This is a genomic window from Kitasatospora sp. NA04385 (genome assembly GCF_013364235.1).
Taxonomy (GTDB): Bacteria; Actinomycetota; Actinomycetes; order Streptomycetales; family Streptomycetaceae; genus Kitasatospora.
This window is the reverse complement of record NZ_CP054919.1, coordinates 5,358,132-5,378,390: the sequence shown is the minus strand read 5'-3', so window position 1 is coordinate 5,378,390 and position 20,259 is coordinate 5,358,132. Positions and strand designations below refer to the sequence as shown.

Sequence of the window (20,259 nt, the reverse complement as noted above, 5' to 3'; positions counted from 1 at the left end):
TGCCTACCATCGGGGGGTGTCCCTCTCCCGGTCGTTGAACCGCCTGCCCGCCCCGGTGCGCTGGCTGGCTCCGCCCGCCGTGCTGCTGGCCCTCACGGCGGGGCTGGTCGCCGCCTGGAGCGGCGAGCCCGACGTCACCCCACCGGTGCCGGACGCCGAGACCGCGAAGTACTGCGCGGCGCTGGACGCCGCGCTGCCCGCCGACGTCCTGGGCCGCGCCCGCAAGGACCCGGCCCCGGCCTCCCCGTACACCGCCGCCTGGGCGTCCTCCCCGCGCACCGTGCTGACCTGCGGCGGGGAACGGCCGGACTTCCTGGACGACGGCACCCGCCTGGGCCCGTGCGTCAACGAGGTCAGCTGGGGCGTGGGCGAGGACGGCGACGGCGGCTACCGCTTCGCCACCGGGCTGCGCAAGGCGTACGTGGTGCTGCACGTCCCGAAGGGCGCGTACGGCAACTACGCGGACCCGCTGGCCTCCCTCGCCGACGCCGTCCGGTCGACCGTCCCGACCATCGACGGGAAGGCCGACTCGGGCTGCCTGGACGGCTCCTGAGGCCTACCGCAGGCCGGTGGAGCGGCGCAGCGCGGCGGCCAGCAGGCGGTCGATCAGCTCGGCGTAGGGCACGCCGGTGGCCTCCCACATCTTGGGGTAGGCCGAGATCGGGGTGAAGCCGGGCATGGTGTTGACCTCGTTGACCATCCACCGGCCGTCGGCCAGCAGGAAGAAGTCGACCCGGGCCAGGCCCTCGCAGCCGAGGCCCTCGAACACCTCGACGGCCTGCCGGCGGATCTCGGCCTGCTCGGCGCCGGTGAGGTCGGCGGGGATGCGGACCTCGGAGGAGTCGATGTACTTGGCCTCGAAGTCGTAGAACTCGAACTCCCCGTCGACCAGCACCTCGGCGGGGACGGAGGCGCGCGGGCCGTCCTCGAACTCCAGCACGCCGCACTCGATCTCGCGGCCCTCGACGCCCTTCTCCACGATGACCTTGGGGTCGTGGCGGCGGGCCTCCTCGACCGCGGCGTCCAGGTCGGCGAGGTCCTTGACCTTGGTGATGCCGATCGAGGAGCCGGCCCGGCAGGGCTTGACGAACAGCGGCAGGCCGAGCGCGGCGATCCGCTCGCGGGCGGCGGCGCGGCCGGCCTCGGACTCCCACTCGCGCGGCTTGAGCACCGTGTACTCGCCCGCGTACAGGCCGAGCGACTCGATGATCCGCTTGGTGAACTCCTTGTCCATGCCGACCGCGGAGGCCAGCACGCCGGAGCCCACGTAGGGCACGCCGGAGAGCTCCAGCAGGCCCTGCAGGGTGCCGTCCTCGCCCCACGGGCCGTGCAGCAGCGGCAGCACCACGTCGACCTCGCCGAGCACCTTCGGCGCGGCACCGGGCTCGCTCCACACCACGTCCCGGCTGCCGGGGGCGAGCGGCAGCGCCACCTGGCCCTCGGTCGACTCGGCCACCTGGTCGACGTCCGGCATCCGGCCGTCGGTGATGGCCATCCGGGCCGGTTCGTCGCCGACCAGGGCCCAGCGGCCCTCGTGGGTGATGCCGATCGGCAGCACCTCGTACTTGCTGCGATCGATCGAGCGCAGCACGCTGGCGGCGGTGACCACGGACACGCCGTGCTCGGAGCTGCGGCCGCCGAAGACGATCGCGACGCGCGGCTTGGCCGCCTGGTTCGGGGTGGTGTGTTCGATGCTCATATCGGCGTTGAGACTACCGTCCGATTCCGGTCACCGGCGCTCAGGCTTGGCCGAACGGGACATCAGTCCCTTCAGCACCTCCTGGGTCGGCCGCCCCTTGTGCACCACGTCCACCACGGCCTCCACGATCGGCATGTCCACCCCGTTGCGCCGGGCCAGGTCGAGCACCGACTCGCAGGACTTCACGCCCTCCGCGGTCTGGCTGGTGGCGGCGATGGTCTCGGCCAGCGTCATGCCGCGGCCCAGGTTGGTGCCGAAGGTGTTGTTCCGGGACAGCGGCGAGGAGCAGGTCGCCACCAGGTCCCCCATGCCGGCCAGCCCGGCGAAGGTGTGCGGGTCCGCGCCCAGCGCCAGGCCCAACCGGGTGGTCTCGGCCAGCCCGCGGGTGATCAGCGTGGCCTTGGTGTTGTCGCCCAGCCCCATGCCGTTGGCCATGCCGACCGCCAGGCCGATCACGTTCTTCACCGCGCCGCCCAGCTCGCAGCCCACCACGTCGGTGTTGGTGTACGGGCGGAAGTACGGGGTGTGGCAGGCCTTCTGGAAGCGCTTGGCGACCTCCTCGTCGGTGCACGCCACCACGGTCGCGGCGGGCTGCCGGTTGGCGATCTCGCCGGCCAGGTTCGGCCCCGAGACCACCACGACCCGCTCCGGGCCGACCCCGGCGACCTCCGCGACCACCTCGCTCATCCGCTTCACGGTGCCCAGCTCGACGCCCTTCATCAGGCTCACCAGCGCCGTCTGCGGCTCGATCAGCGGCGCCCACAGCGCCAGGTTGTCGCGCAGCGTCTGGGACGGCACCGAGAGCACCGCGAAGTCCGCGCCGGCCAGCGCCTCGGCGGCGTCCGTGGTGGCCCGGATGCCCGCGGGCAGCACCAGCTCCGGCAGGTAGTCCCGGTTGACGTGGTCCCGGTCGATCGCGTCGACCAGCTCCTGCCGGCGGCCCCAGAGCGTCACCTCGCAGCCGGCGTCGGCCAGGATCATCGCGAAGACGGTGCCCCAGGAGCCCGTCCCCATCACCGCGCAGCGGGTCACCGGCCGCCCTCCTCGGCGGCGCGCTCGCGCTTGGCCTGGGCGGCCGCGGCCCGCTCCCGGGCCGCCCTGCGCATGTCGTAGCGCTCCTTCGGGGCCTGCTCGCCGCGGATGCCCTCCAGCACGGCGGTGATCGCGGCCATGATGTCGTCGGTGGCCTCCTTGAGCACCTGGGCGGTGATCTCCTGCCCCTGGTACTTGCTCAGGTCGACCGCGGGGCCGGCCGCCACCACGACCCGGTGCCGCGGGAACGGGCGGTACTTGCCCCGGCCCTTCCCGTACGGCGGGATGATCTCGTGCGCGCCCCAGTGCGCCACCGGGATCACCGGCGCGCCGGTCATCAGCGCGACCCGGGCCGCGCCGCTCTTGCCGGTCATCGGCCACAGGTCCGGGTCCCGGGTGAGGGTGCCCTCCGGGTAGAACTGCACGCACTGGCCGCCGTTGACCGCGTCGATCGCGGCCCGGAACGCCTCGGCGGCGTCGGTGGACTCCCGGAACACCGGGATCTGGCCGGTCTTGCGCAGCATGAAGCCGATGAACGGCACCGAGAACAGCGAGGACTTGGCGAGGATCCGCGGCGGGCGGCCCGAGTTGTACTGCCAGTGCGCGTAGAACACCGGGTCGATCACCGAGTTGTGGTTCACCGCGGCGATGAACCCGGTCTTCTCGGGCAGGTGCTCCCAGCCGCGCCACTCCGCCTTTGCCAGGGCGTTGGTCACCGGCTTCACGAGCACCGCCGCGAAGCGGTACCAGATCCCGTAGTCGGCGTTTCCGAACCTGGCGTTAGAGCGGCGGGCCACCCCAGCTCCTCCTCATCCGTGCGGCGCCCCGTAACTGCGCCGCGGTCTCTCCTCGCCGGGGGCCGGCCAGCGGCTCCGGGGCGCCGACCAGTCTCGCCCGGGAGCCGAGCCTGTGTCGAGCAGCCATCACCGCCACCGCCCGACCCGTCCCCCGCCGGCCGCCCCGGGGCGGCCGGGACACGCTGGCCAGGGCTCCCCGGCCGACGCCACAATGGCGCCGATGACAGAGGACACCGTACGCCCCGCCGCGGTCGGCCCGACCGCCCCGGGGCGACCCCGCCCGGAGCGGGCCCGACCGCGGACCGGCTGGTCGGTGGTCGTCCCGGTCAAGCCGCTCGCCGGGGCGAAGAGCCGGCTGGCCGCGCTCGGCCCGCTGCGGCCGCGACTGGCCCTCGCGTTCGCGCTCGACACCGTCGCCGCCGCGCTGGCCTGCCCCGCGGTCGGACGCGTCCTGGTGGTCACCCGGGACGCGCGCGCCGCCGGGCGCTGCGCGCGCTGGGGCCGAGGTGCTGGACGACGAGCCGGGCGGCCTCAACCCCGCGCTCGCGCACGGCGCCGCCACCGCGCACCACCGCTTCCCCCGCTCCTCCGTCACCACCCTCTCCGCGGACCTGCCCGCGCTGCGGCCCGCGGAACTCGACCGGGTGCTGGCCGCGGTGCCCGCCCGGGGGCGGGCCTTCCTGGCCGACGCCCCCGGCACCGGCACCGTGCTGCTCGCCGGGCCGCCCCGCGCACCGCTGCGCCCCGCGTTCGGCCCCGGCTCCCGGGACGCCCACCTGGCCGGCGGCGCGACCGAACTGCTGCTCCCCGACGCGCCCTCCGTCCGCCGCGACGTCGACACCCCCGCGGACCTGGCCGCCGCCCACCTGCTCGGGCTCGGCCCGGCCACCGCCGCCCTGCTCCGAAGCCCTATGCTGGCTCCCATGCAGGCCACCGCGTTCAGCTACGACCCCACGACCCGCTCCGGCTCGGTCCTGCTCGACGACGGCACCCCCGTCCCCTTCGACGCGCCCGCCTTCGACGCGGGCGGTCTGCGCCTGCTCCGGGCCGGCCAGCGGGTGCGCATCCGCACCGCGGGCGAGGGCGCCGAGCGCCGGGTGGTCTTCCTCACCCTGCAGACCTTCCCTGACCCGGAAGCCGGCTGAACCTCCCGCCGATCCCACCACCGGCCCCGCCGCCGACCCCACCACCGGGCCCGAATCCGCCCCCGCCGCCGGGCCCGCCGCCCGGTGACGCCGCGTGACGCCCGCCGTCCAGCCGCAGCGCGGCGACCTCCGGCGAGTCGACCAGTCTGAGCGGCGCGGGCACCGACTGGGGCGTGCCGTGCTCCCCGGGGACGACGGTGATCAGCCTGGTCCGGCCGAGCAGCGCGAAGCCGAGCTGGAGCCGCCCGTCCCGGGCCAGGAACGCCTCGGTGCGCTCGACCGCGCCCGGGCCGAAGAAGTAGCGGTAGGCCTCGAACTGCGTCCAGCCGAGCGGCAGCGTGTTCAGCGTCCACCAGAGCGAGGCCAGGGCCGGGGCCAGGGCGGGGAACGAGGTCGGTTCGGTGATGCCCCCGATGACCACGGTGTAGCCGGTCGGCGTGTTCTTCACGATGGCTCCTGCGGCGGGTCGAATTCGGCCCAGACGGTGTGGGTGCGCGCGCGGTAGCGGTGCCCGTAGCGGTCGGCCCGGCCGAGCAGGTCGAGCACCGCCCGGTGGTCGTGCGTCGCCGGGTCCCCCGACAGCTCCGCCTCCACCCGGTAACCGCCGTCGGGCAGTCGGCTGATCCTGGCTTCGGCTCCGGTGGCCGCCGCGAGCCCGGACGCGAGGTCGAACACCCTCGTGCTCCGCATGCCACACCTCTCCCCGAAGTCAGCTCGTCACGCGCAGTGAATCTAAAGCATTAGATTCCACCTGATGCATTAGATTGTCAAGCCGAACCACCCCGTCCCTCACCCGTCCTGCCGCGACCCGGCAGGCCCCGCCCTCCCCCGGGAGATGCCAGATGCCCAAACAGGACCCTCCGTACCTCCGCATCGCGGACCACCTGCGCCGCCGGGTGCTGGGCGGGGAGTGGAAGGTCGGCGAGCGGCTGCCGTCCCGGGCCAAGATGGCCAAGAGCTACGACGTGGGGACGAACGTGGTCCAGCGGGCCCAGGAGGTGCTCATCGCCGAGGGCCTGCTGGAGGGCAAGACCGGCTCGGGCACCTACCTGCGCGTCCCGGAGCCGCGCCTGCCGCTGGTGCGCACCCGGGCGGTGGAGGCCTTCCCGGCCGCGCCGGGGCCGGGCGGCGAGTGGGAGTCGGAGACCGCGGCGCTCGTCCCGGCCGACGAGGAGGTGGCGCAGCGGCTGCGGATCGAGCCCGGCGCGCTGGTGGTGCACACCAGGTACGAGTTCCTGCTGGAGCGCCGGATCGTCCAACTCGCCGACTCCTGGGAGCCGATGGCGCTCACCGACCGGAGCCCCGTGACGATGCCCGGGTACGGCCCGATGCACGGCCGGACGGTGGTGGCCCGGATGGCCTCGATCGGGATCCGGGTGGTGCGGGCGCTGGAGCGGCCGCGCCCCGCGCGGGCGACGGCGGAGCAGGCCACGCTGCTCGGGATCGGTTCGGGCGATCCGGTGACGGTGATCGAGCGGACGTATCTGGACGACTCCGGGCGGCCGGTGGAGACCGCGGATCTCGTCATTCCGGATTCCCGCTGGGAGATCTGCTACGAGCTGCCGGTGGAAGCGCCCGGGGAGTAATTCCCGCGGTTCCGCGCTTTTCCCCGGGCCCGGCGGCGCTCTGACGCCGCGTCGTTCCGACGGCCGCTCAAGTCGGCCGCCCGGTCGGCCGCCCGGTTCCGTCGGCGCCCGGCCGCGGCGGCCGCCCGAACCGGCCCGCCGGGTTGGGCCGTTCGGGTGAGGCGCGGGCCCGGAGCCGCCGGGGAACGGGAGTCGGCGGAGCGCGGGGGCCGCCGGAAAGCGGACGCGCCGGCCCGGGCCCGGGAGGAACCCGGGCCGGACCGGCGCGTCCGTCGCCCCGGGCCGGACCGGCCGGCGGGGCGGGCGACTACTTGGCGGTGGACTTGCGCGCGGTGGTCTTGCGCGTGGCGGTCTTCTTCGCCGGAGCGGTCTTCTTGGCGGTGGCGGTGGTCTTCTTGGCGGCGGCCGCGGTGGTGGTCTTCTTCGCCGCGGTGGTCGCCTTCTTGGTCGCGGCCGCGCTGGTCTTCTTGGCCACCGCGGTCTTGGCGGTGGTGGCCTTCTTGACCGCGGTCTTGGCGGGAGCCGCCTTCTTGGCCGCGGTGGTCGCGGTCTTCTTGGCGGCGGTCTTCTTGGTCGCGGCGGTGCCCGCGGCGGCGGCGCGCTTGGTCGCGGCGCGCTTGGCGGCCGGGGTGGCGGCCACACCGGACTTGCCCGGGGTGAGCGAGCCCTTGGGCGCCTTCTTGACCGACGGGCCCTCCTTCGGCAGCTTCTTGCTGCCGGAGACCAGGTCCTTGAAGCCCTGGCCCGGGCGGAAGCGCGGGACCGCGGTCTTCTTGACCTTGACCCGCTCGCCGGTCTGCGGGTTGCGGGCGAAGCGCGCCGAGCGCTCCACCTTCTCGAAGGTGCCGAAACCGGTGACCGAGACGCGGTCACCCGCCACGACGGCACGCACCATGGTGTCGAGCACTGCGTCGACGGCCTCTGCGGCAGCCTTGCGACCGCCCAGCTGCTCGGCCACCGCTTCGACAAGCTGAGCCTTGTTCACGTCTTCCCCTTCGGAAACGGGCGCCGGATGATTCCATCCGTTCTTTTCGCACGTTAGGTATGTATCTGCGGACTTTCAATTACCAAACGCGTGAATCACCCTAGTGTCGCAATGGATTTGCGCATGGAGGTGCTCACCGGGGAGGCATCCGCCCCTCGTCGAGGTCCTGCACAAAGCGACTCAACCGCCGTGCCGCCCCCGGGAGATCGCGCTTCGCGGTCTCGGTGACGATCAGCAGTTGTCGGGTGAGAGCGGTCTTTGCGTCCGTCGACACGTTCAGCGCGTGAACGCGGGCGTGGGCTTGCTTCAACCGCTCGGCCACCAGTGCGTAGAGCAGGGTGACTTCCGAGTCGGCAGCACCGTCCCGACCGTCCCCGGACGCCGGTTCGCCGTCCTGGTACGGGGGTTCGGGACTGTGGTGCATGCAACGATTGTGCCATCTGTGCGGAGTTGCGCTACACCAGGGTCTATTCCCGGCTGACGAACTCCCCTGCGAACAACGAAGACCCGCCCCGGAGGGGGGCGGGTCTTGTTGTCGGTCCGTCAGAAAGCGGCGACTCAGGCGGCCGGCTGGGTGCGCGGCTTGTAGGAGGGCCGCTTCGCCTCGAACGCGGCGACGTCGGCCTCGTTCTGCAGGGTGATGCTGATGTCGTCCAGGCCGTTCAGGAGCCGCCAGCGCACGTTGTCGTCCAGTTCGAACGGCGCGGTGACGCCCTCGGCCCGGACCTCGCGGGCCTCCAGGTCGACGGTGATCTCGGCGGTCGGGTCGGCCTCGGTCAGCGCCCAGAGCGCCTCCACGGTCTCCTGCGGCAGGACCACCGTCAGCAGGCCGTTCTTCAGCGAGTTCCCGCGGAAGATGTCGGCGAACCGGGAGGAGATGACGGCCTGGAAGCCGTAGTTCTGCAGCGCCCAGACGGCGTGCTCGCGGGACGAGCCGGTGCCGAACTCGGGGCCGGTCACCAGGACGGACGCGCCCTTGCGCTCGGGCAGGTTCAGGACGAAGGACTCGTCCTTGCGCCAGGCCTCGAACAGGCCGTCCTCGAAGCCGGAGCGGGTGACCTTCTTGAGCCAGTGCGCCGGGATGATCTGGTCGGTGTCCACGTTGGAGCGGCGCAGCGGGACGGCGCGGCCGGTGTGGGTGGTGAACTTCTCCATGGCTCAGGCCTCCACGGCGACGCGGTCGGTCAGGTCGGACGGTGCGGCCAGACGGCCCACCAGCGCGGTGGCGGCGGCCACCTGGGGGGAGACCAGGTGGGTGCGGCCGCCCTTGCCCTGGCGGCCCTCGAAGTTCCGGTTCGAGGTGGAGGCGCAGCGCTCGCCCGGGGCCAGCTGGTCCGGGTTCATGCCCAGGCACATCGAGCAGCCGGCGTGCCGCCACTCGGCGCCCGCGGCGGTGAAGACCTTGTCCAGGCCCTCCTCGACGGCCTGCAGGGCGACCCGGACGGAGCCCGGGACGACCAGCATGCGCAGGCCCTCGGCGATCCGCCGGCCCTCCAGGATGGCCGCGGCGGCCCGCAGGTCCTCGATCCGGCCGTTGGTGCAGGAGCCGACGAACACGGCGTCGACCTTGACCTCGCGCAGCGGGGTGCCGGCCTCCAGGCCCATGTACTTCAGGGCGTTCTCGGCGGCGATCCGCTCCTGCGGGTCCTCGAAGTCCTCCGGGTTCGGGACGTTCGCGCCCAGCGGCGCGCCCTGGCCCGGGTTGGTGCCCCAGGTGACGAACGGGGTCAGCTCGGCGGCGTCGATGAACACCTCGGCGTCGAAGACCGCGTCCTCGTCGGTGGACAGGGTCTCCCAGTAGGCGACCGCGGCGTCCCAGTCCTCGCCCTGCGGGGCGTGCGGGCGGCCCTGCAGGTAGTCGAAGGTGGTGCGGTCCGGGGCGATCATGCCGGCCCGGGCGCCCGCCTCGATGGACATGTTGCAGATCGTCATCCGGGCCTCCATGGAGAGGCTGCGGATCGCCGAGCCGCGGTACTCCAGGACGTAGCCCTGGCCGCCGCCGGTGCCGATCCTGGTGATCACGGCCAGGATCAGGTCCTTGGCGGTGACGCCCTCGGGCAGCTCGCCCTCGACCGTGATCGCCATGGTCTTGAACGGGGCCAGCGGGAGCGTCTGGGTCGCCAGCACGTGCTCGACCTGGCTGGTGCCGATGCCGAAGGCCAGCGCGCCGAAGGCGCCGTGGGTGGAGGTGTGCGAGTCGCCGCAGACCACGGTCATGCCCGGCTGGGTCAGGCCCAGCTGCGGGCCGACCACGTGCACCACGCCCTGCTCGACGTCGCCCAGCGAGTGGATGCGCACGCCGAACTCCTCGGCGTTCTTGCGCAGCGTCTCCAGCTGGACCCGGGAGACCGGGTCGGCGATCGGCTTGTCGATGTCCAGGGTGGGGGTGTTGTGGTCCTCGGTGGCGATCGTCAGATCGGTCCGGCGGACCGGGCGGCCGGCCAGCCGGAGGCCGTCGAACGCCTGCGGGCTGGTCACCTCGTGCAGCAGGTGCAGGTCGATGTAGAGCAGGTCGGGCTCGCCCTCGGCGCGCCGGACGACGTGGTCGTCCCAGACCTTCTCTGCGAGTGTCCGTCCCATCGGATTCCCTCCAGCCGGCCGCTCTGCCGGCCTTCTCGTGATCGTCGAGGTCTTGTCCCGTGCCGCCCTGTGAGGCTCGCTTGGAGTCGCGACCTGCACGCCGGACCGTCCAGGATCCGGACACCCTGGTGGGGTGCCGTCCTAGGTGTCTCCCGGGCTGCTGACTCCAAGAGTGGCGCTTTTCTCGCAAGATTGAACTTGCGTCTCGCTGATTGAGACTGCAGTATCGAGACATGGACAACACTAGCGGCGTCGGCGTTCTCGACAAGGCCGCTCTGGTGCTCAGCGCACTGGAGTCGGGCCCCGCCACGTTGGCGGGGCTGGTCGCCGCCACCGGTCTGGCACGGCCCACGGCCCACCGACTCGCCGTCGCACTCGAACACCACCGCCTGGTCACCCGGGACATGCAGGGCCGCTTCATCCTCGGCCCCCGGCTCGGCGAGCTCTCCGCCGCCGCCGGCGAGGACCGGCTGCTGGCCGCCGCCGGGCCGGTGCTGACGCACCTGCGCGACGTGACGGGCGAGAGCGCCCAGCTCTACCGCCGGCAGGGCGAGATGCGGATCTGCGTGGCCGCCGCCGAGCGGCTGTCGGGCCTGCGCGACACCGTGCCGGTCGGCTCGACGCTGCCGATGAAGGCCGGCTCCGCCGCCCAGGTGCTGCTCGCCTGGGAGGAGCCCGAGCGCCTGCACCGCGGCCTCCAGGGCGCCCGGTTCACCGCCACCGCGCTCAGCGGCGTGCGCCGCCGCGGCTGGGCCCAGTCCATCGGCGAGCGCGAGCCGGGCGTCGCCTCGGTCTCCGCGCCCGTCCGCGGCCCCTCCAACCGGGTGGTCGCCTCGGTCTCGGTCTCCGGCCCGATCGAGCGCCTGACCCGCCACCCCGGCCGGATGCACGCCCAGGCCATCATCGAGGCCGCCAACCGCCTCACCGAGGCCCTCCGCCGCAGCTGAGCCGCCGCGGCAGCGCACGACGCCCTCCCGGCCGGTGGCCGGGAGGGCGTCGTCGGGTTCGGGGCCGGGAGGCGCGGGGAGGCACCGCGGGGAGGCACGGGGCCCGGGCATGCAAAAAGAGCCCCGGATTCCCGGAGCTCGTTCTGTGGAGCGTTTCTTGGCTGGGGTACCAGGACTCGAACCTAGACTAAATGAACCAGAATCACTCGTGCTGCCAATTACACCATACCCCAAAAGTACCCCCGACCGGATTCGAACCGGCGCTACCGCCTTGAGAGGGCGGCGTGCTAGGCCACTACACAACGGGGGCCCGAATGAGCGAGTACCCCCGACCGGATTCGAACCGGCGCTACCGCCTTGAGAGGGCGGCGTGCTAGGCCACTACACAACGGGGGCGGGACTCATTCGTTCTGCAATTGTCAAGAATTGCGTACCCCCGACCGGATTCGAACCGGCGCTACCGCCTTGAGAGGGCGGCGTGCTAGGCCACTACACAACGGGGGCTTACTGCAGTGATGTGCTGCGCTGGGGTACCAGGACTCGAACCTAGACTAACTGAACCAGAATCAGTCGTGCTGCCAATTACACCATACCCCACCAGAGTTCAACCCCTCGTCGGGGTCTTCCTCGGTGTCTTGCGCCTCCCGGCCCGGGCGGCGCAGAAAGAACATTACCCGACGCCCCGCCTCGCTCCAAAATCGATAACCGCAGGCAGCGCGCCGGACACCTGCGGGCCAGGTCAGCGACATGGCCCGCAGGTGTCCCGGAGGCGTCCGGGCGCGGCCGTCAGGAGACCGGGAGCAGCTCCAGGGCGGACAGCAGGCGGCGCAGCGTCTCCTCGCGGCCGAGCAGCTCCATGGACTCGAACAGCGGCGGGGAGACCCGGCGGCCGGTCACCGCGACCCGCAGCGGGGTGAAGGCGAACTTGGGCTTGATGCCCAGGCCGTCGACCAGGGCCGCGCGCAGGGCGGCCTGGATCGGGTCGGGGGTGAAGTCGGGCAGCTCGCCGAGCGCCTTGACCGAGGCCTCCAGCACCGGGCGGGCGTCCGCGGTGAGGACCTTGGCGGCGTCCTCCGGGTCGACGGTGAAGTCGGCGGGGGCGACGAACAGGAAGCCGGCCATGGTGACGATCTCGGAGAGGACGACCATCCGCTCCTGGGTGAGCGGCGCGACCTTCGCCAGCAGGTCGAGCTGCTCGGCGGTGGGCTCGGCCGGGAGCAGGCCGGGGGCCTGCAGGTAGGGCACCAGGCGCCGGACGAACTCCTCCGGCGCGAGGCGGCGGACGTGCTCGGCGTTGATGTGCTCGGCCTTCTTGAGGTCGAAGCGGGCCGGGTTGCCGTTGACGTCGTCGATGTCGAAGGCGGCGACCATCTCGTCGATGTCGAAGATGTCGCGGTCCTCGGCGAGCGACCAGCCCAGCAGGGCCAGGTAGTTGAGCAGGCCCTCGGGGAGGAAGCCGCGCTCGCGGTAGAGGTTGAGCGAGGCCTGCGGGTCGCGCTTGGAGAGCTTCTTGTTGCCCTCGCCCATCACGTACGGCAGGTGGCCGAACCGCGGGGTGGTGCCGTTGCCGACGCCGATCTCCGCCAGCGCGGCGTAGAGGGCGATCTGACGGGGCGTCGAGGAGAGCAGGTCCTCGCCGCGCAGGACGTGGGTGATCTCCATCAGGGCGTCGTCGACCGGGTTGACCAGGGTGTACAGCGGGGCGCCGTTGGCCCGGACGATGCCGTAGTCGGGGACGTCCTTCGGGTCGAAGGAGATCGGGCCGCGGACCAGGTCGTCGAAGGCGAGGATGGTGTCGGGCATCCGGAAGCGGAGGATCGACGGACGGCCCTCGGCCTCGTGGGCGGCGATCTGCTCGGCCGTCAGGTCGCGGCAGTGGCCGTCGTAGCCGGAGGGCCGGCCGGCGGCGCGGGCGGCCTCGCGGCGGGCGTCCAGCTCCTCGGTGGTGCAGTAGCAGGGGTAGGCGTGGCCGGCCGCGCGCAGGCGCTCGGCGACGTCGGCGTAGACGTCCATCCGCTGCGACTGGCGGTAGGGGGCGTGCGGGCCGCCGACCTCGGGGCCCTCGTTCCAGTCGAAGCCGAGCCAGCGCATGGCGCCGAGCAGCTGCTCGTAGGACTCCTCGGAGTCCCGGGCCGCGTCGGTGTCCTCGATCCGGAAGACCAGGGTGCCGCCGTTGTGCCGGGCGTAGGCCCAGTTGAACAGGGCGGTGCGGACCAGGCCGACGTGCGGGTTGCCGGTCGGGGAGGGGCAGAAGCGGACCCGGACGGCGGGGTCCTTGCCCGCGGCGGAGCCGTTGATGTCTGCGTCAGTCACGCTTGCTGCTTCCTTCATCGCTTGACGACCTTGTTGGAGAGGGTGCCGATGCCCTCGACGGAGACGGCGACCTCGTCGCCGATCTCCAGCGGGCCGACGCCCGCGGGGGTGCCGGTGAGGATGACGTCGCCCGGGAGCAGGGTCATCGCCTCGGAGACGTGCACGATCAGCTCGGCGACCGAGCGGACCATCTGGGAGGTGCGGCCGGCCTGGCGGAGCTCGCCGTTGACGGTGCAGGTGACGGCCAGGTCGGCGGGGTCGAGGTCGGTCTCGATCCACGGGCCGAGCGGGCAGGAGGTGTCGAAGCCCTTGGCGCGGGCCCACTGGCCCTCGCGCTGCTGCACGTCGCGGGCGGTGACGTCGTTGGCGCAGGTGTAGCCGAAGACCACCTCGGAGACGCGCTCCAGCGGCACCTCGCGGCACATCCGGCCGATCACCACGGCGAGTTCGGCCTCGTACTGCACGTCCGCGGAGAACGGCGGGTAGGCGATCGACTCGGTGGGGCCGATGACGGCGGTGGAGGGCTTGAAGAACGTCAGCGGGACGGCGGGGACCTCGTTGCCCAGCTCGGCGGCGTGCGCGGCGTAGTTGCGGCCGACCGCGACGATCTTGCTGGGGAGCATCGGGGCCAGCAGCCGGACGTCCTGCAGGCGGTGGGTCTCGCCGGTCGGCTGGGGGGTGCCGAAGGGGTGGCCGGCCAGGGTGTGCACCACCAGCGAGTCGGGTTGTGCGGCGTCCCCCTCGATGATGCCGAAGGAGACCGAGCCCGCCGCGGGGCTCCCTTCACGGACGGAGAACCTGGCGATACGCACAGCCCTGCAACCTCTCGGTTCGTCGGCCGCCCGGACGCTCCCGGGCGGCTGCCGAGCCCGCAGTACCGGGCCCGGCTCGTGCCACCAGGTTATCGGCGCGCGGGTCAGTCCCGCGGCAGGCGGGGGGCCGGGGCGGTCATCAGGACCGTGCGGCGCGGGTTGGCGGTGACGGGGGGCAGCTCGGCGGCGTACGCGGGGGCGGTGCGGCCGGCCGAGCCGGGGAAGTCCGCGACGGAGGCCAGGGTGGTGCGGCGCGGGTTGGCCGTGGAGCGGGCGGCCCCGGTGGTCGTCTCGGACATTTGCGTCAGCACCCTTGTTTCGCTCGAACGGACTTTTGCGCGGGCCGGCCGCTGGGCAGGCTCCGGTCAACCCTGCCAGGTTAGGGAGCCCATTCCACAGCGGCCGTGACCAAAGCTACACATTCGACTGTGAGTTTGCTCACAATTACCGTCACAAAGGGCGCGGAGGTGGCGATTCGGGACCAATGGCGGAATCCACCATTAGGGATATCCCGGACATTCGACGCACAAGCCGATCTTCCCCTTCGTTGACTTGGACACGTCGAGTGTCCGAAAAGGACCGTATTCCGCGGTGGATGGGCAACGGACCGTGAGGCGCCGCGCGCGGAGGGTGGCCCAGGACACCGTGTCGTAACGGCCCTTGTTGGACTTCCCCCGCTGTGCTGGAATGCCACGGAAAAACTCGACACCGCCCTATCTCCGCCCGGCGGGGGAGGGCGCCCGGTCCAGAGGTTGCGACGCCAGTGCAGGGACGTTTCAAGAGGGGCGGCGGCGCCGCGGGTGACCCGGAGTCGCGCGAGCCCGCAGCCGGCCCCCAGCAGGCCGCACCGGCGACTACGGGCCAAGGCGAGCGGCCGTACGGCTCCCCCGCCGAGCCCGCCGCCGACAACGGTGCCCAGGGCGCGAACGGCGCGCCGCAGGAGCAGGGCGGCGACGTGCCTGCCGACCAGAAGAGCCGCCGGTCCAGACTCCGCGGCACGCTCACCCGCCGCCGGGCCACCGGCCTGAGCCGCTTCGCCATGCGCAACTGGCGGATCCGCACCCGCCTGATCGCGCTGCTCTTCCTGCCGGTGGCCGTCGCGCTGCTGCTCGGCGGCCTGCGGGTGCAGACCTCGATGGAGAACTCCCGCGAGCTCTCCCAGATGAGCGACCTGGCCGAGCTCGCCCGGACCGCGACCGACCTGGCGAACGCCCTGCAGACCGAGCGCGACATCGCGGCCGGTCCGATCGTCGCCGACGGCGCCACCCCGGACAGCGACAAGCAGATCGCGCAGGCGTACAAGGACACCAACGCGCTGTCCAAGAAGTTCACCGCCGCGGCCGACAAGTTCGACAACCTGGACCTGGCGGGCTCCAAGACGCTGCTGCTCCAGGTCCGCCGCGACCTGAACGGCCTGCCCCGGGCCCGCACCGGCGCGTACAGCGACCTCAAGAACCTCCAGGCGACGATCACCAACTACAACGTGATCGTCACCGACCTGCTCGGCGCCGCCCAGGACATCGCGGTCACCTCGAACTCCCCCGAGCTGATCACCGCCACCCGGTCGCTGTACCAGTTCTCGCTGGCCAAGGAGAACACCTCGATGCAGCGCGCGCTGCTCTCCGCCGCGTTCGCCAGCACCGACAGCGCCAAGCTCTCCACCTCGGACGAGACCTTCGGCGCCCGGCTGCTGGTCGCCGAGGGCAACGCGCTCCAGAACTTCACCGCCATCTACGGCGAGGCCGAGGCCCGCGCCAAGCAGTCGGCGATGAGCTTCAACAAGGTGGTCGCCGAGGCCGACCGGCTCGCCAAGGCCGCGCTCAGCACCAACGGCATCCAGCAGAACGACAACGTCAGCTACCAGGACTGGTACGAGAAGTCGACCGCGAAGGTCGAGTCCGAGCGCAAGATCGAGAACGACCTGCTCAACGAGCTCGACGGCAAGGCCCAGCGGCTGCAGTCCGACGCCGACACCGAGTCGGTGATCAACGCCTCGCTGGTCGCCCTGGTGCTCATCGTCGCCATCGCCGGGGCCGCCCTGGTGGCCCGCTCGATGGTGCGCTCGCTGACCCGCCTGCAGACCGCCGCCGAGGACGTCGCCGAGCGCCGCCTGCCCGAGCTGGTCAAGACGCTCTCCGAAAGCGACCCGCAGGACGTCGACGTCACCGTCGACCCGGTCGGCGTCGACTCCGCCGACGAGATCGGCCACGTGGCGCACGCCTTCGACATGGTGCACCGCGAGGCGGTCCGACTGGCCGCCGAGCAGGCGCTGCTGCGCGGCAACATCAACGCGATGTTCACCAACCTCTCGCGCCGCAGCCAGGGCCTGATCCAGCGCCAGCTGTCGCTGATCTCCGAGCTGGAGAGCCGCGAGGCCGACCCGGACCAGCTGGCCTCGCTGTTCAAGCTCGACCACCTCGCGACCCGCATGCGCCGCAACGGCGAGAACCTCCTCGTCCTCGCGGGCGAGGACCCGGGCCGCCGCTGGACCCGCCCCGTCCCGCTGGTCGACGTGCTGCGCGCCGCGGCCTCCGAGGTGGAGCAGTACGAGCGCGTCGAGCTGGCCTCGGTGCCCACCGCCGAGGTCGCCGGCCGCGTCGTCAACGACCTCGTCCACCTGCTCGCCGAGCTGCTGGAGAACGCCACCTCGTTCTCCTCCCCGCAGACCCGGGTCCGGGTCACCGGCCACGCCCTGCCGGACGGCCGGGTGCTGATCGAGATCCACGACACCGGCATCGGCCTGTCCCCCGACGACCTCGCCGACATCAACGAGCGCCTCGCCAACCCGCCGGTCGTGGACGTCTCGGTCTCCCGCCGGATGGGTCTGTTCGTGGTCGGCCGCCTGTCCCTGCGGCACGGCATCCGGATCCAGCTCCGCCCGTCCGACTCCGGCGGCACCACCGCGCTGGTCATGCTGCCGGTGGACGTCACCAACTCCGCCGAGCGGCGCGGCAACCGGCCCGGTCCGGGCGCCGGCGCCCCGCAGGGCGGCGGCAAGCAGCGCGGCCTGGCGCCGACGCCGCGCCAGCAGGGCCGCCCCGCGGGCGACCTGCCCGGCGGGCGCACCGCGCTCGGCCAGGCGGGCCCGAACGACCCGCGGGCCGTCCGCAGCTGGGCCAGGGCCCGGCCGGCGGCGGCCCGACCTGTTCTCCCCGGCCGGCTCCCCGGCCCGTCCGCGCCGCGGCGCGCCCCGGTGGTCCCGGTGGTGCGGGCCAGGGCGCGCCGGGCGACGGCGGGTTCGGCCCGGCGGCGCGTTCGGCACCGGTGGCGGCCAGGGCGGCCGCTCCGCCGGGCTGCCGACCCGTTCGGTGGGCCAGTCGCTGCGCGAGAACCCGGCTCCCGGCGGGCCGGGGCCGTCGGCCCCGGCCGGTCCGGCGCAGGTGCGCCGGCCGGCGGCGGGCTGCCGCCGCGGCGGGTGCCGGGCGCCTCGGGCGCTCCGGGCCTGCCGGGCGGCCCCGGCGGCCGGGCGGCGGTCTGCCGCCGCGGCGGCCGCAGCAGCAGGGCCAGCCGGGACAGCAGGGCCAGCCCGGCCAGCCCGGCCAGCCGCAGGGCGGTCCGCAGGGTCCGCGCCGTCCGCAGGGTCCGCAGGCGCCGCAGGGCGGTCCGCTGCCGGGCCGGCCGCAGCGCCCGGGCGGTGAGCCCACCCAGCACGGCCGGGCCGAGCAGCCGCAGCGGCGTCCGCTGCCGCCGCAGGTGCAGCCGGCCGCGCCGATCGAGGCCGCCCCGTCCGAGCAGTCCGGCGCGTTCGCCCGGCCGCGGTTCGAGGCGTCCGACATCGACCCGCGCGACCCGCTGGGCCTCGGCCTGGTGGAGCCGGTGCTGCCGGATCCGGTGGGCCAGGGCGTGCCGCCGCGGCCGCCGCAGGCCCAGCAGCCGCAGCAGCCACAGCAGTTCGCGGAGCGTCCGCAGCCGATGGCGCTGCCGACGGCCGGCGAGCAGCCGTCCGGGCCGGTCGGCCCGGGCCAGGGCCGCGAGCAGTTCCGTCCGCGTCCGTACCAGCCGCAGCGTCCCGGCACCTCCGCGCCGGGCTTCACCCCGCAGCAGGCTCCGCAGGGGCAGGCTCCGCAGGCGGTGCGCCCGCAGGCCGAGCCGGTCGAGCGGCAGCGTCCGCAGGCGCCCGGCCGACCGGGCCAGGGCCTGCCGCCGCGCCCGGTGCAGGGCGGCGCGCCGCAGGGCGCCCCGCAGCGCCCGGCCGGTCCGCAGGGCCAGCCGAACCAGGGCCAGCCGGGCCAGGGTCGGCCGGTTCCCGGCCAGGGCCAGGGCCAGCGTCCGGGGCGCCGTTCGGCGGCGCTCCGGCGGGCGGCCCGGCGGCGGCCCCGCAGGGCGACCCGGACGCGCCGTGGCGCCCGTCGGCGAACGACGAGCGCTGGCGGCGGGCCGAGCAGATGCGCGACCCGCAGACCAGCGGCCTGACCACCTCGGGGCTGCCGCGCCGCACCCCGCAGGCCAACCTGGTCTCCGGCAGCGCCGAGGCCAGCCCGCTGACCGGTCCCCAGGTCTCGCGCAGCCCGGAGGAGGTGCGCGGCCGGCTGACCAACCTGCGCCGCGGCATCCAGCAGGGCCGCCAGGCGGGGACGCAGCAGCCGGGCTTCGGCGGTCCCGCGTCGCAGCAGCGGCCGGGCTTCGACTTCGGCGGGACGTCCGAGGGCTACCGGGGAGCCCGGGGCGGGCGGCCCGACGTCGAGGGCAACAACGGCTTCGGCCCCGAGCACCAGGAGCGTTGAGTTGATCCAGATGAGCCAGGCCGCACAGAACCTGAACTGGCTGATCACCAATTTCGTGGACAACACCCCCGGGGTGTCCCACACCGTGGTGGTCTCCGCCGACGGTCTGCTGCTGTGCATGTCCGAGGGCTTCCCCCGGGACCGTGCCGACCAGCTGGCCGCCGTCGCCTCCGGCCTCACCTCGCTGACCTCGGGCGCCAGCCGGATCTTCGAGGGCGGCGAGGTCAACCAGACCGTCGTGGAGATGGAGCGCGGGTTCCTGTTCCTGATGGCGGTCAGCGACGGTTCGGCCCTCGCCGTCCTCGCCTCGCCGGACTCCGACATCGGCCTGATCGGCTACGAGATGGCCCTGCTGGTCGACCGGGCCGGCGCGGTGCTCACGCCGGCCCTGCGGGCCGAACTGCAGGGCAGCCTGCTGCACTGACGGTCCGGTCCCCCCGACCCCCGACTCCTTCGCACCACCCTCACCGTGCCGGACCCCAACCCGACCCCGGGGTCCGGCACCCCACCCCAGGTCTTCGCCGTACGGTGGCTGACAGCCCGTCAGCCAACGGCCCAGCGGGCTCCGGCCGCGAACGACTGCAGCACAAGGAGGACGCATGACCCCGCCCCCGACACCCGCCGGTGCGTACGGCAACGGGTACGGAAACGGCTACGGCGGCCAGCAGGCCGGCGGGTACGGCGGCCAGCAGTCGGACGGCTACGAGCAGCAGCCGCTGGTCCGCCCGTACGCCATGACCGGCGGACGCACCCGGCCCCGCTACCAGCTGGCCATCGAGGCGCTGATCTCGACCACCGGCACCGCCGCCCCGGGCGGGCTGCTCCCCGAGCACGCCCGCATCGTGTCGCTGTGCCGCGAGGTCAAGTCGGTCGCCGAGATCTCCGCGCTGGCGGGCGTCCCGCTCGGGGTCGCCCGCATCCTCGTCGCAGACCTGGCCGAGGCCGGCCTGGTCGCCATCCACCAGCCCGCCGCCGCGGGCGAGTCGGGCGGTACGCCTGACGTCACGCTGCTCGAAAGGGTCCTCAGTGGACTTCGCAAGCTCTAACGCGGCCGCCGCCCCCAGCCGCGCCACCACCTCCGCCAAGATCGTCGTCGCGGGCGGATTCGGCGTGGGCAAGACGACGCTCGTCGGCGCGGTCTCCGAGATCAACCCCCTGCGCACCGAAGCCGTCATGACCTCGGCCTCCGCCGGCATCGACGACCTCAGCCACGTCTCCGGCAAGACCACCACCACCGTCGCCATGGACTTCGGCCGCATCACCCTCGACGAAGACCTCATCCTCTACCTCTTCGGCACCCCCGGCCAGGACCGCTTCTGGTTCATGTGGGACGACCTCGTCCGCGGCGCCATCGGCGCCGTCGTCCTCGTCGACACCCGACGCCTCGCCGACTGCTTCCCCGCCCTCGACTACTTCGAGAACAGCGGCCTCCCCTTCGTCGTCGCCCTCAACGGCTTCGACGGACAACAGGCCCACACCCCCGAAGAAGTCCGCGAAGCACTCCAACTCAACACCGACATCCCCATCATCACCCTCGACGCCCGACGCCGCGACAGCGCCAAAAGCGCCCTCATCACCCTCGTCGAACACGCCCTCCTCGCCCGACTGCGGTGAGCCCCCGACCTGGCCGGGGGGCGCG

General features: G+C 73.3%; 19 protein-coding genes, 5 tRNA genes and 1 pseudogene. 8 read left to right on the top strand and 17 right to left on the bottom strand.

Features of this window, described 5'->3' with window-relative positions:
• The first annotated feature begins 16 nt into the window (after window positions 1-16).
• On the top strand, window positions 17-553 hold the full coding sequence (locus HUT16_RS24040) for a DUF3515 family protein (RefSeq protein ID WP_176190149.1): 537 nt from the start codon (window positions 17-19) through the stop codon (window positions 551-553).
• A 3-nt stretch (window positions 554-556) separates the two neighbouring features.
• On the opposite strand, the gene HUT16_RS24035 is transcribed toward HUT16_RS24040, so the two are convergent.
• Genes HUT16_RS24035 through HUT16_RS24025 form a run of 3 tightly spaced genes read right to left on the bottom strand, consistent with a single transcriptional unit; the run spans window position 557 to window position 3,528 of the window.
• Entirely contained in the window at window positions 557-1,699 is a 1,143-nt protein-coding gene (locus tag HUT16_RS24035; RefSeq protein WP_176190148.1) for a D-alanine--D-alanine ligase family protein, read from the bottom strand.
• A gap of 30 nt (window positions 1,700-1,729) precedes the next feature.
• Window positions 1,730-2,713: an NAD(P)H-dependent glycerol-3-phosphate dehydrogenase gene (locus tag HUT16_RS24030; protein WP_176192845.1), complete on the bottom strand. Its 984-nt coding sequence runs from the start codon at window positions 2,711-2,713 to the stop codon at window positions 1,730-1,732.
• A 14-nt stretch (window positions 2,714-2,727) separates the two neighbouring features.
• On the bottom strand, window positions 2,728-3,528 hold the full coding sequence (locus HUT16_RS24025; protein WP_176190147.1) for a 1-acyl-sn-glycerol-3-phosphate acyltransferase: 801 nt from the start codon (window positions 3,526-3,528) through the stop codon (window positions 2,728-2,730).
• Window positions 3,529-3,841: 313 nt separating this feature from the next.
• Between HUT16_RS24025 and cofC the strand changes: the two are divergent.
• Window positions 3,842-4,427, top strand: a pseudogene (gene cofC, locus HUT16_RS24020) (2-phospho-L-lactate guanylyltransferase); the annotation flags it as partial.
• A gap of 208 nt (window positions 4,428-4,635) precedes the next feature.
• Here cofC and HUT16_RS24010 read toward each other — a convergent pair.
• Together HUT16_RS24010 and HUT16_RS24005 are read right to left on the bottom strand one after the other, a co-directional pair.
• Window positions 4,636-5,121 (bottom strand): hypothetical protein, encoded by a 486-nt coding sequence (locus tag HUT16_RS24010; protein ID WP_176190146.1) that lies wholly within the window; start codon window positions 5,119-5,121, stop codon window positions 4,636-4,638.
• Window positions 5,118-5,363 carry a hypothetical protein gene (locus HUT16_RS24005; RefSeq protein ID WP_176190145.1) on the bottom strand — a complete coding sequence of 82 codons (246 nt, stop codon included), beginning with the start codon at window positions 5,361-5,363 and terminating at the stop codon, window positions 5,118-5,120. The genes HUT16_RS24010 and HUT16_RS24005 overlap by 4 nt, the downstream gene beginning before the upstream one ends.
• 152 nt (window positions 5,364-5,515) lie before the next feature.
• On the opposite strand from HUT16_RS24005, the gene HUT16_RS24000 reads away from it, so the two are divergent.
• Window positions 5,516-6,259, top strand: a complete 744-nt coding sequence (locus HUT16_RS24000) for a GntR family transcriptional regulator (RefSeq protein WP_176190144.1) — start codon at window positions 5,516-5,518, stop codon at window positions 6,257-6,259.
• Between the two features lie 307 nt (window positions 6,260-6,566).
• On the opposite strand, the gene HUT16_RS23995 is transcribed toward HUT16_RS24000, so the two are convergent.
• From HUT16_RS23995 to leuC, 4 genes are all read right to left on the bottom strand, one after another.
• Window positions 6,567-7,244, bottom strand: coding sequence for an HU family DNA-binding protein (locus tag HUT16_RS23995; RefSeq protein WP_176190143.1), 678 nt, complete (start codon window positions 7,242-7,244; stop codon window positions 6,567-6,569).
• Between the two features lie 133 nt (window positions 7,245-7,377).
• Window positions 7,378-7,581, bottom strand: coding sequence for a hypothetical protein (locus tag HUT16_RS23990; protein WP_033252732.1), 204 nt, complete (start codon window positions 7,579-7,581; stop codon window positions 7,378-7,380).
• Between the two features lie 221 nt (window positions 7,582-7,802).
• Window positions 7,803-8,399, bottom strand: coding sequence for a 3-isopropylmalate dehydratase small subunit (gene leuD, locus HUT16_RS23985; RefSeq protein ID WP_176190142.1), 597 nt, complete (start codon window positions 8,397-8,399; stop codon window positions 7,803-7,805).
• Window positions 8,400-8,402: 3 nt separating this feature from the next.
• A complete protein-coding gene (leuC, locus tag HUT16_RS23980) occupies window positions 8,403-9,824 on the bottom strand; it encodes a 3-isopropylmalate dehydratase large subunit (protein WP_176190141.1) in 1,422 nt (473 codons plus the stop codon).
• 233 nt (window positions 9,825-10,057) lie between these two features.
• On the opposite strand from leuC, the gene HUT16_RS23975 reads away from it, so the two are divergent.
• Complete coding sequence (locus tag HUT16_RS23975) at window positions 10,058-10,771, top strand: IclR family transcriptional regulator (RefSeq protein WP_176190140.1); 714 nt, start codon at window positions 10,058-10,060, stop codon at window positions 10,769-10,771.
• A gap of 158 nt (window positions 10,772-10,929) precedes the next feature.
• Here HUT16_RS23975 and HUT16_RS23970 read toward each other — a convergent pair.
• From HUT16_RS23970 to HUT16_RS23935, 8 genes are all read right to left on the bottom strand, one after another.
• A tRNA-Gln gene (locus HUT16_RS23970) sits at window positions 10,930-11,004 on the bottom strand.
• Between the two features lie 4 nt (window positions 11,005-11,008).
• Window positions 11,009-11,081: transfer RNA gene (locus tag HUT16_RS23965), tRNA-Glu, on the bottom strand.
• A gap of 13 nt (window positions 11,082-11,094) precedes the next feature.
• Window positions 11,095-11,167: transfer RNA gene (locus HUT16_RS23960), tRNA-Glu, on the bottom strand.
• A gap of 35 nt (window positions 11,168-11,202) precedes the next feature.
• Window positions 11,203-11,275 (bottom strand) — tRNA-Glu (locus HUT16_RS23955).
• A gap of 21 nt (window positions 11,276-11,296) precedes the next feature.
• A tRNA-Gln gene (locus tag HUT16_RS23950) sits at window positions 11,297-11,368 on the bottom strand.
• Window positions 11,369-11,557: 189 nt separating this feature from the next.
• Window positions 11,558-13,084, bottom strand: a complete 1,527-nt coding sequence (gltX, locus tag HUT16_RS23945; protein ID WP_254897965.1) for a glutamate--tRNA ligase — start codon at window positions 13,082-13,084, stop codon at window positions 11,558-11,560.
• A gap of 14 nt (window positions 13,085-13,098) precedes the next feature.
• Window positions 13,099-13,896 (bottom strand): fumarylacetoacetate hydrolase family protein, encoded by a 798-nt coding sequence (locus HUT16_RS23940; RefSeq protein ID WP_176190139.1) that lies wholly within the window; start codon window positions 13,894-13,896, stop codon window positions 13,099-13,101.
• A gap of 104 nt (window positions 13,897-14,000) precedes the next feature.
• Window positions 14,001-14,195 carry a hypothetical protein gene (locus HUT16_RS23935; protein ID WP_176190138.1) on the bottom strand — a complete coding sequence of 65 codons (195 nt, stop codon included), beginning with the start codon at window positions 14,193-14,195 and terminating at the stop codon, window positions 14,001-14,003.
• Window positions 14,196-14,659: 464 nt separating this feature from the next.
• Here HUT16_RS23935 and HUT16_RS23930 point away from each other — a divergent pair, with 464 nt between their 5' ends.
• The 4 genes from HUT16_RS23930 to HUT16_RS23915 all read left to right on the top strand — a co-directional run bounded on the left by HUT16_RS23930 (window position 14,660) and on the right by HUT16_RS23915 (window position 20,234).
• On the top strand, window positions 14,660-18,625 hold the full coding sequence (locus HUT16_RS23930; RefSeq protein WP_254897964.1) for a nitrate- and nitrite sensing domain-containing protein: 3,966 nt from the start codon (window positions 14,660-14,662) through the stop codon (window positions 18,623-18,625).
• A 5-nt stretch (window positions 18,626-18,630) separates the two neighbouring features.
• Window positions 18,631-19,044 (top strand): roadblock/LC7 domain-containing protein, encoded by a 414-nt coding sequence (locus HUT16_RS23925; protein ID WP_176192842.1) that lies wholly within the window; start codon window positions 18,631-18,633, stop codon window positions 19,042-19,044.
• 175 nt (window positions 19,045-19,219) lie between these two features.
• The gene (locus HUT16_RS23920; RefSeq protein ID WP_176190137.1) at window positions 19,220-19,666 is read left to right on the top strand and encodes a DUF742 domain-containing protein; all 447 of its coding nucleotides are present in this window, start codon (window positions 19,220-19,222) and stop codon (window positions 19,664-19,666) included.
• Window positions 19,647-20,234 carry an ATP/GTP-binding protein gene (locus HUT16_RS23915; protein WP_176190134.1) on the top strand — a complete coding sequence of 196 codons (588 nt, stop codon included), beginning with the start codon at window positions 19,647-19,649 and terminating at the stop codon, window positions 20,232-20,234. The genes HUT16_RS23920 and HUT16_RS23915 overlap by 20 nt, the downstream gene beginning before the upstream one ends.
• Window positions 20,235-20,259 lie beyond the last annotated feature (25 nt).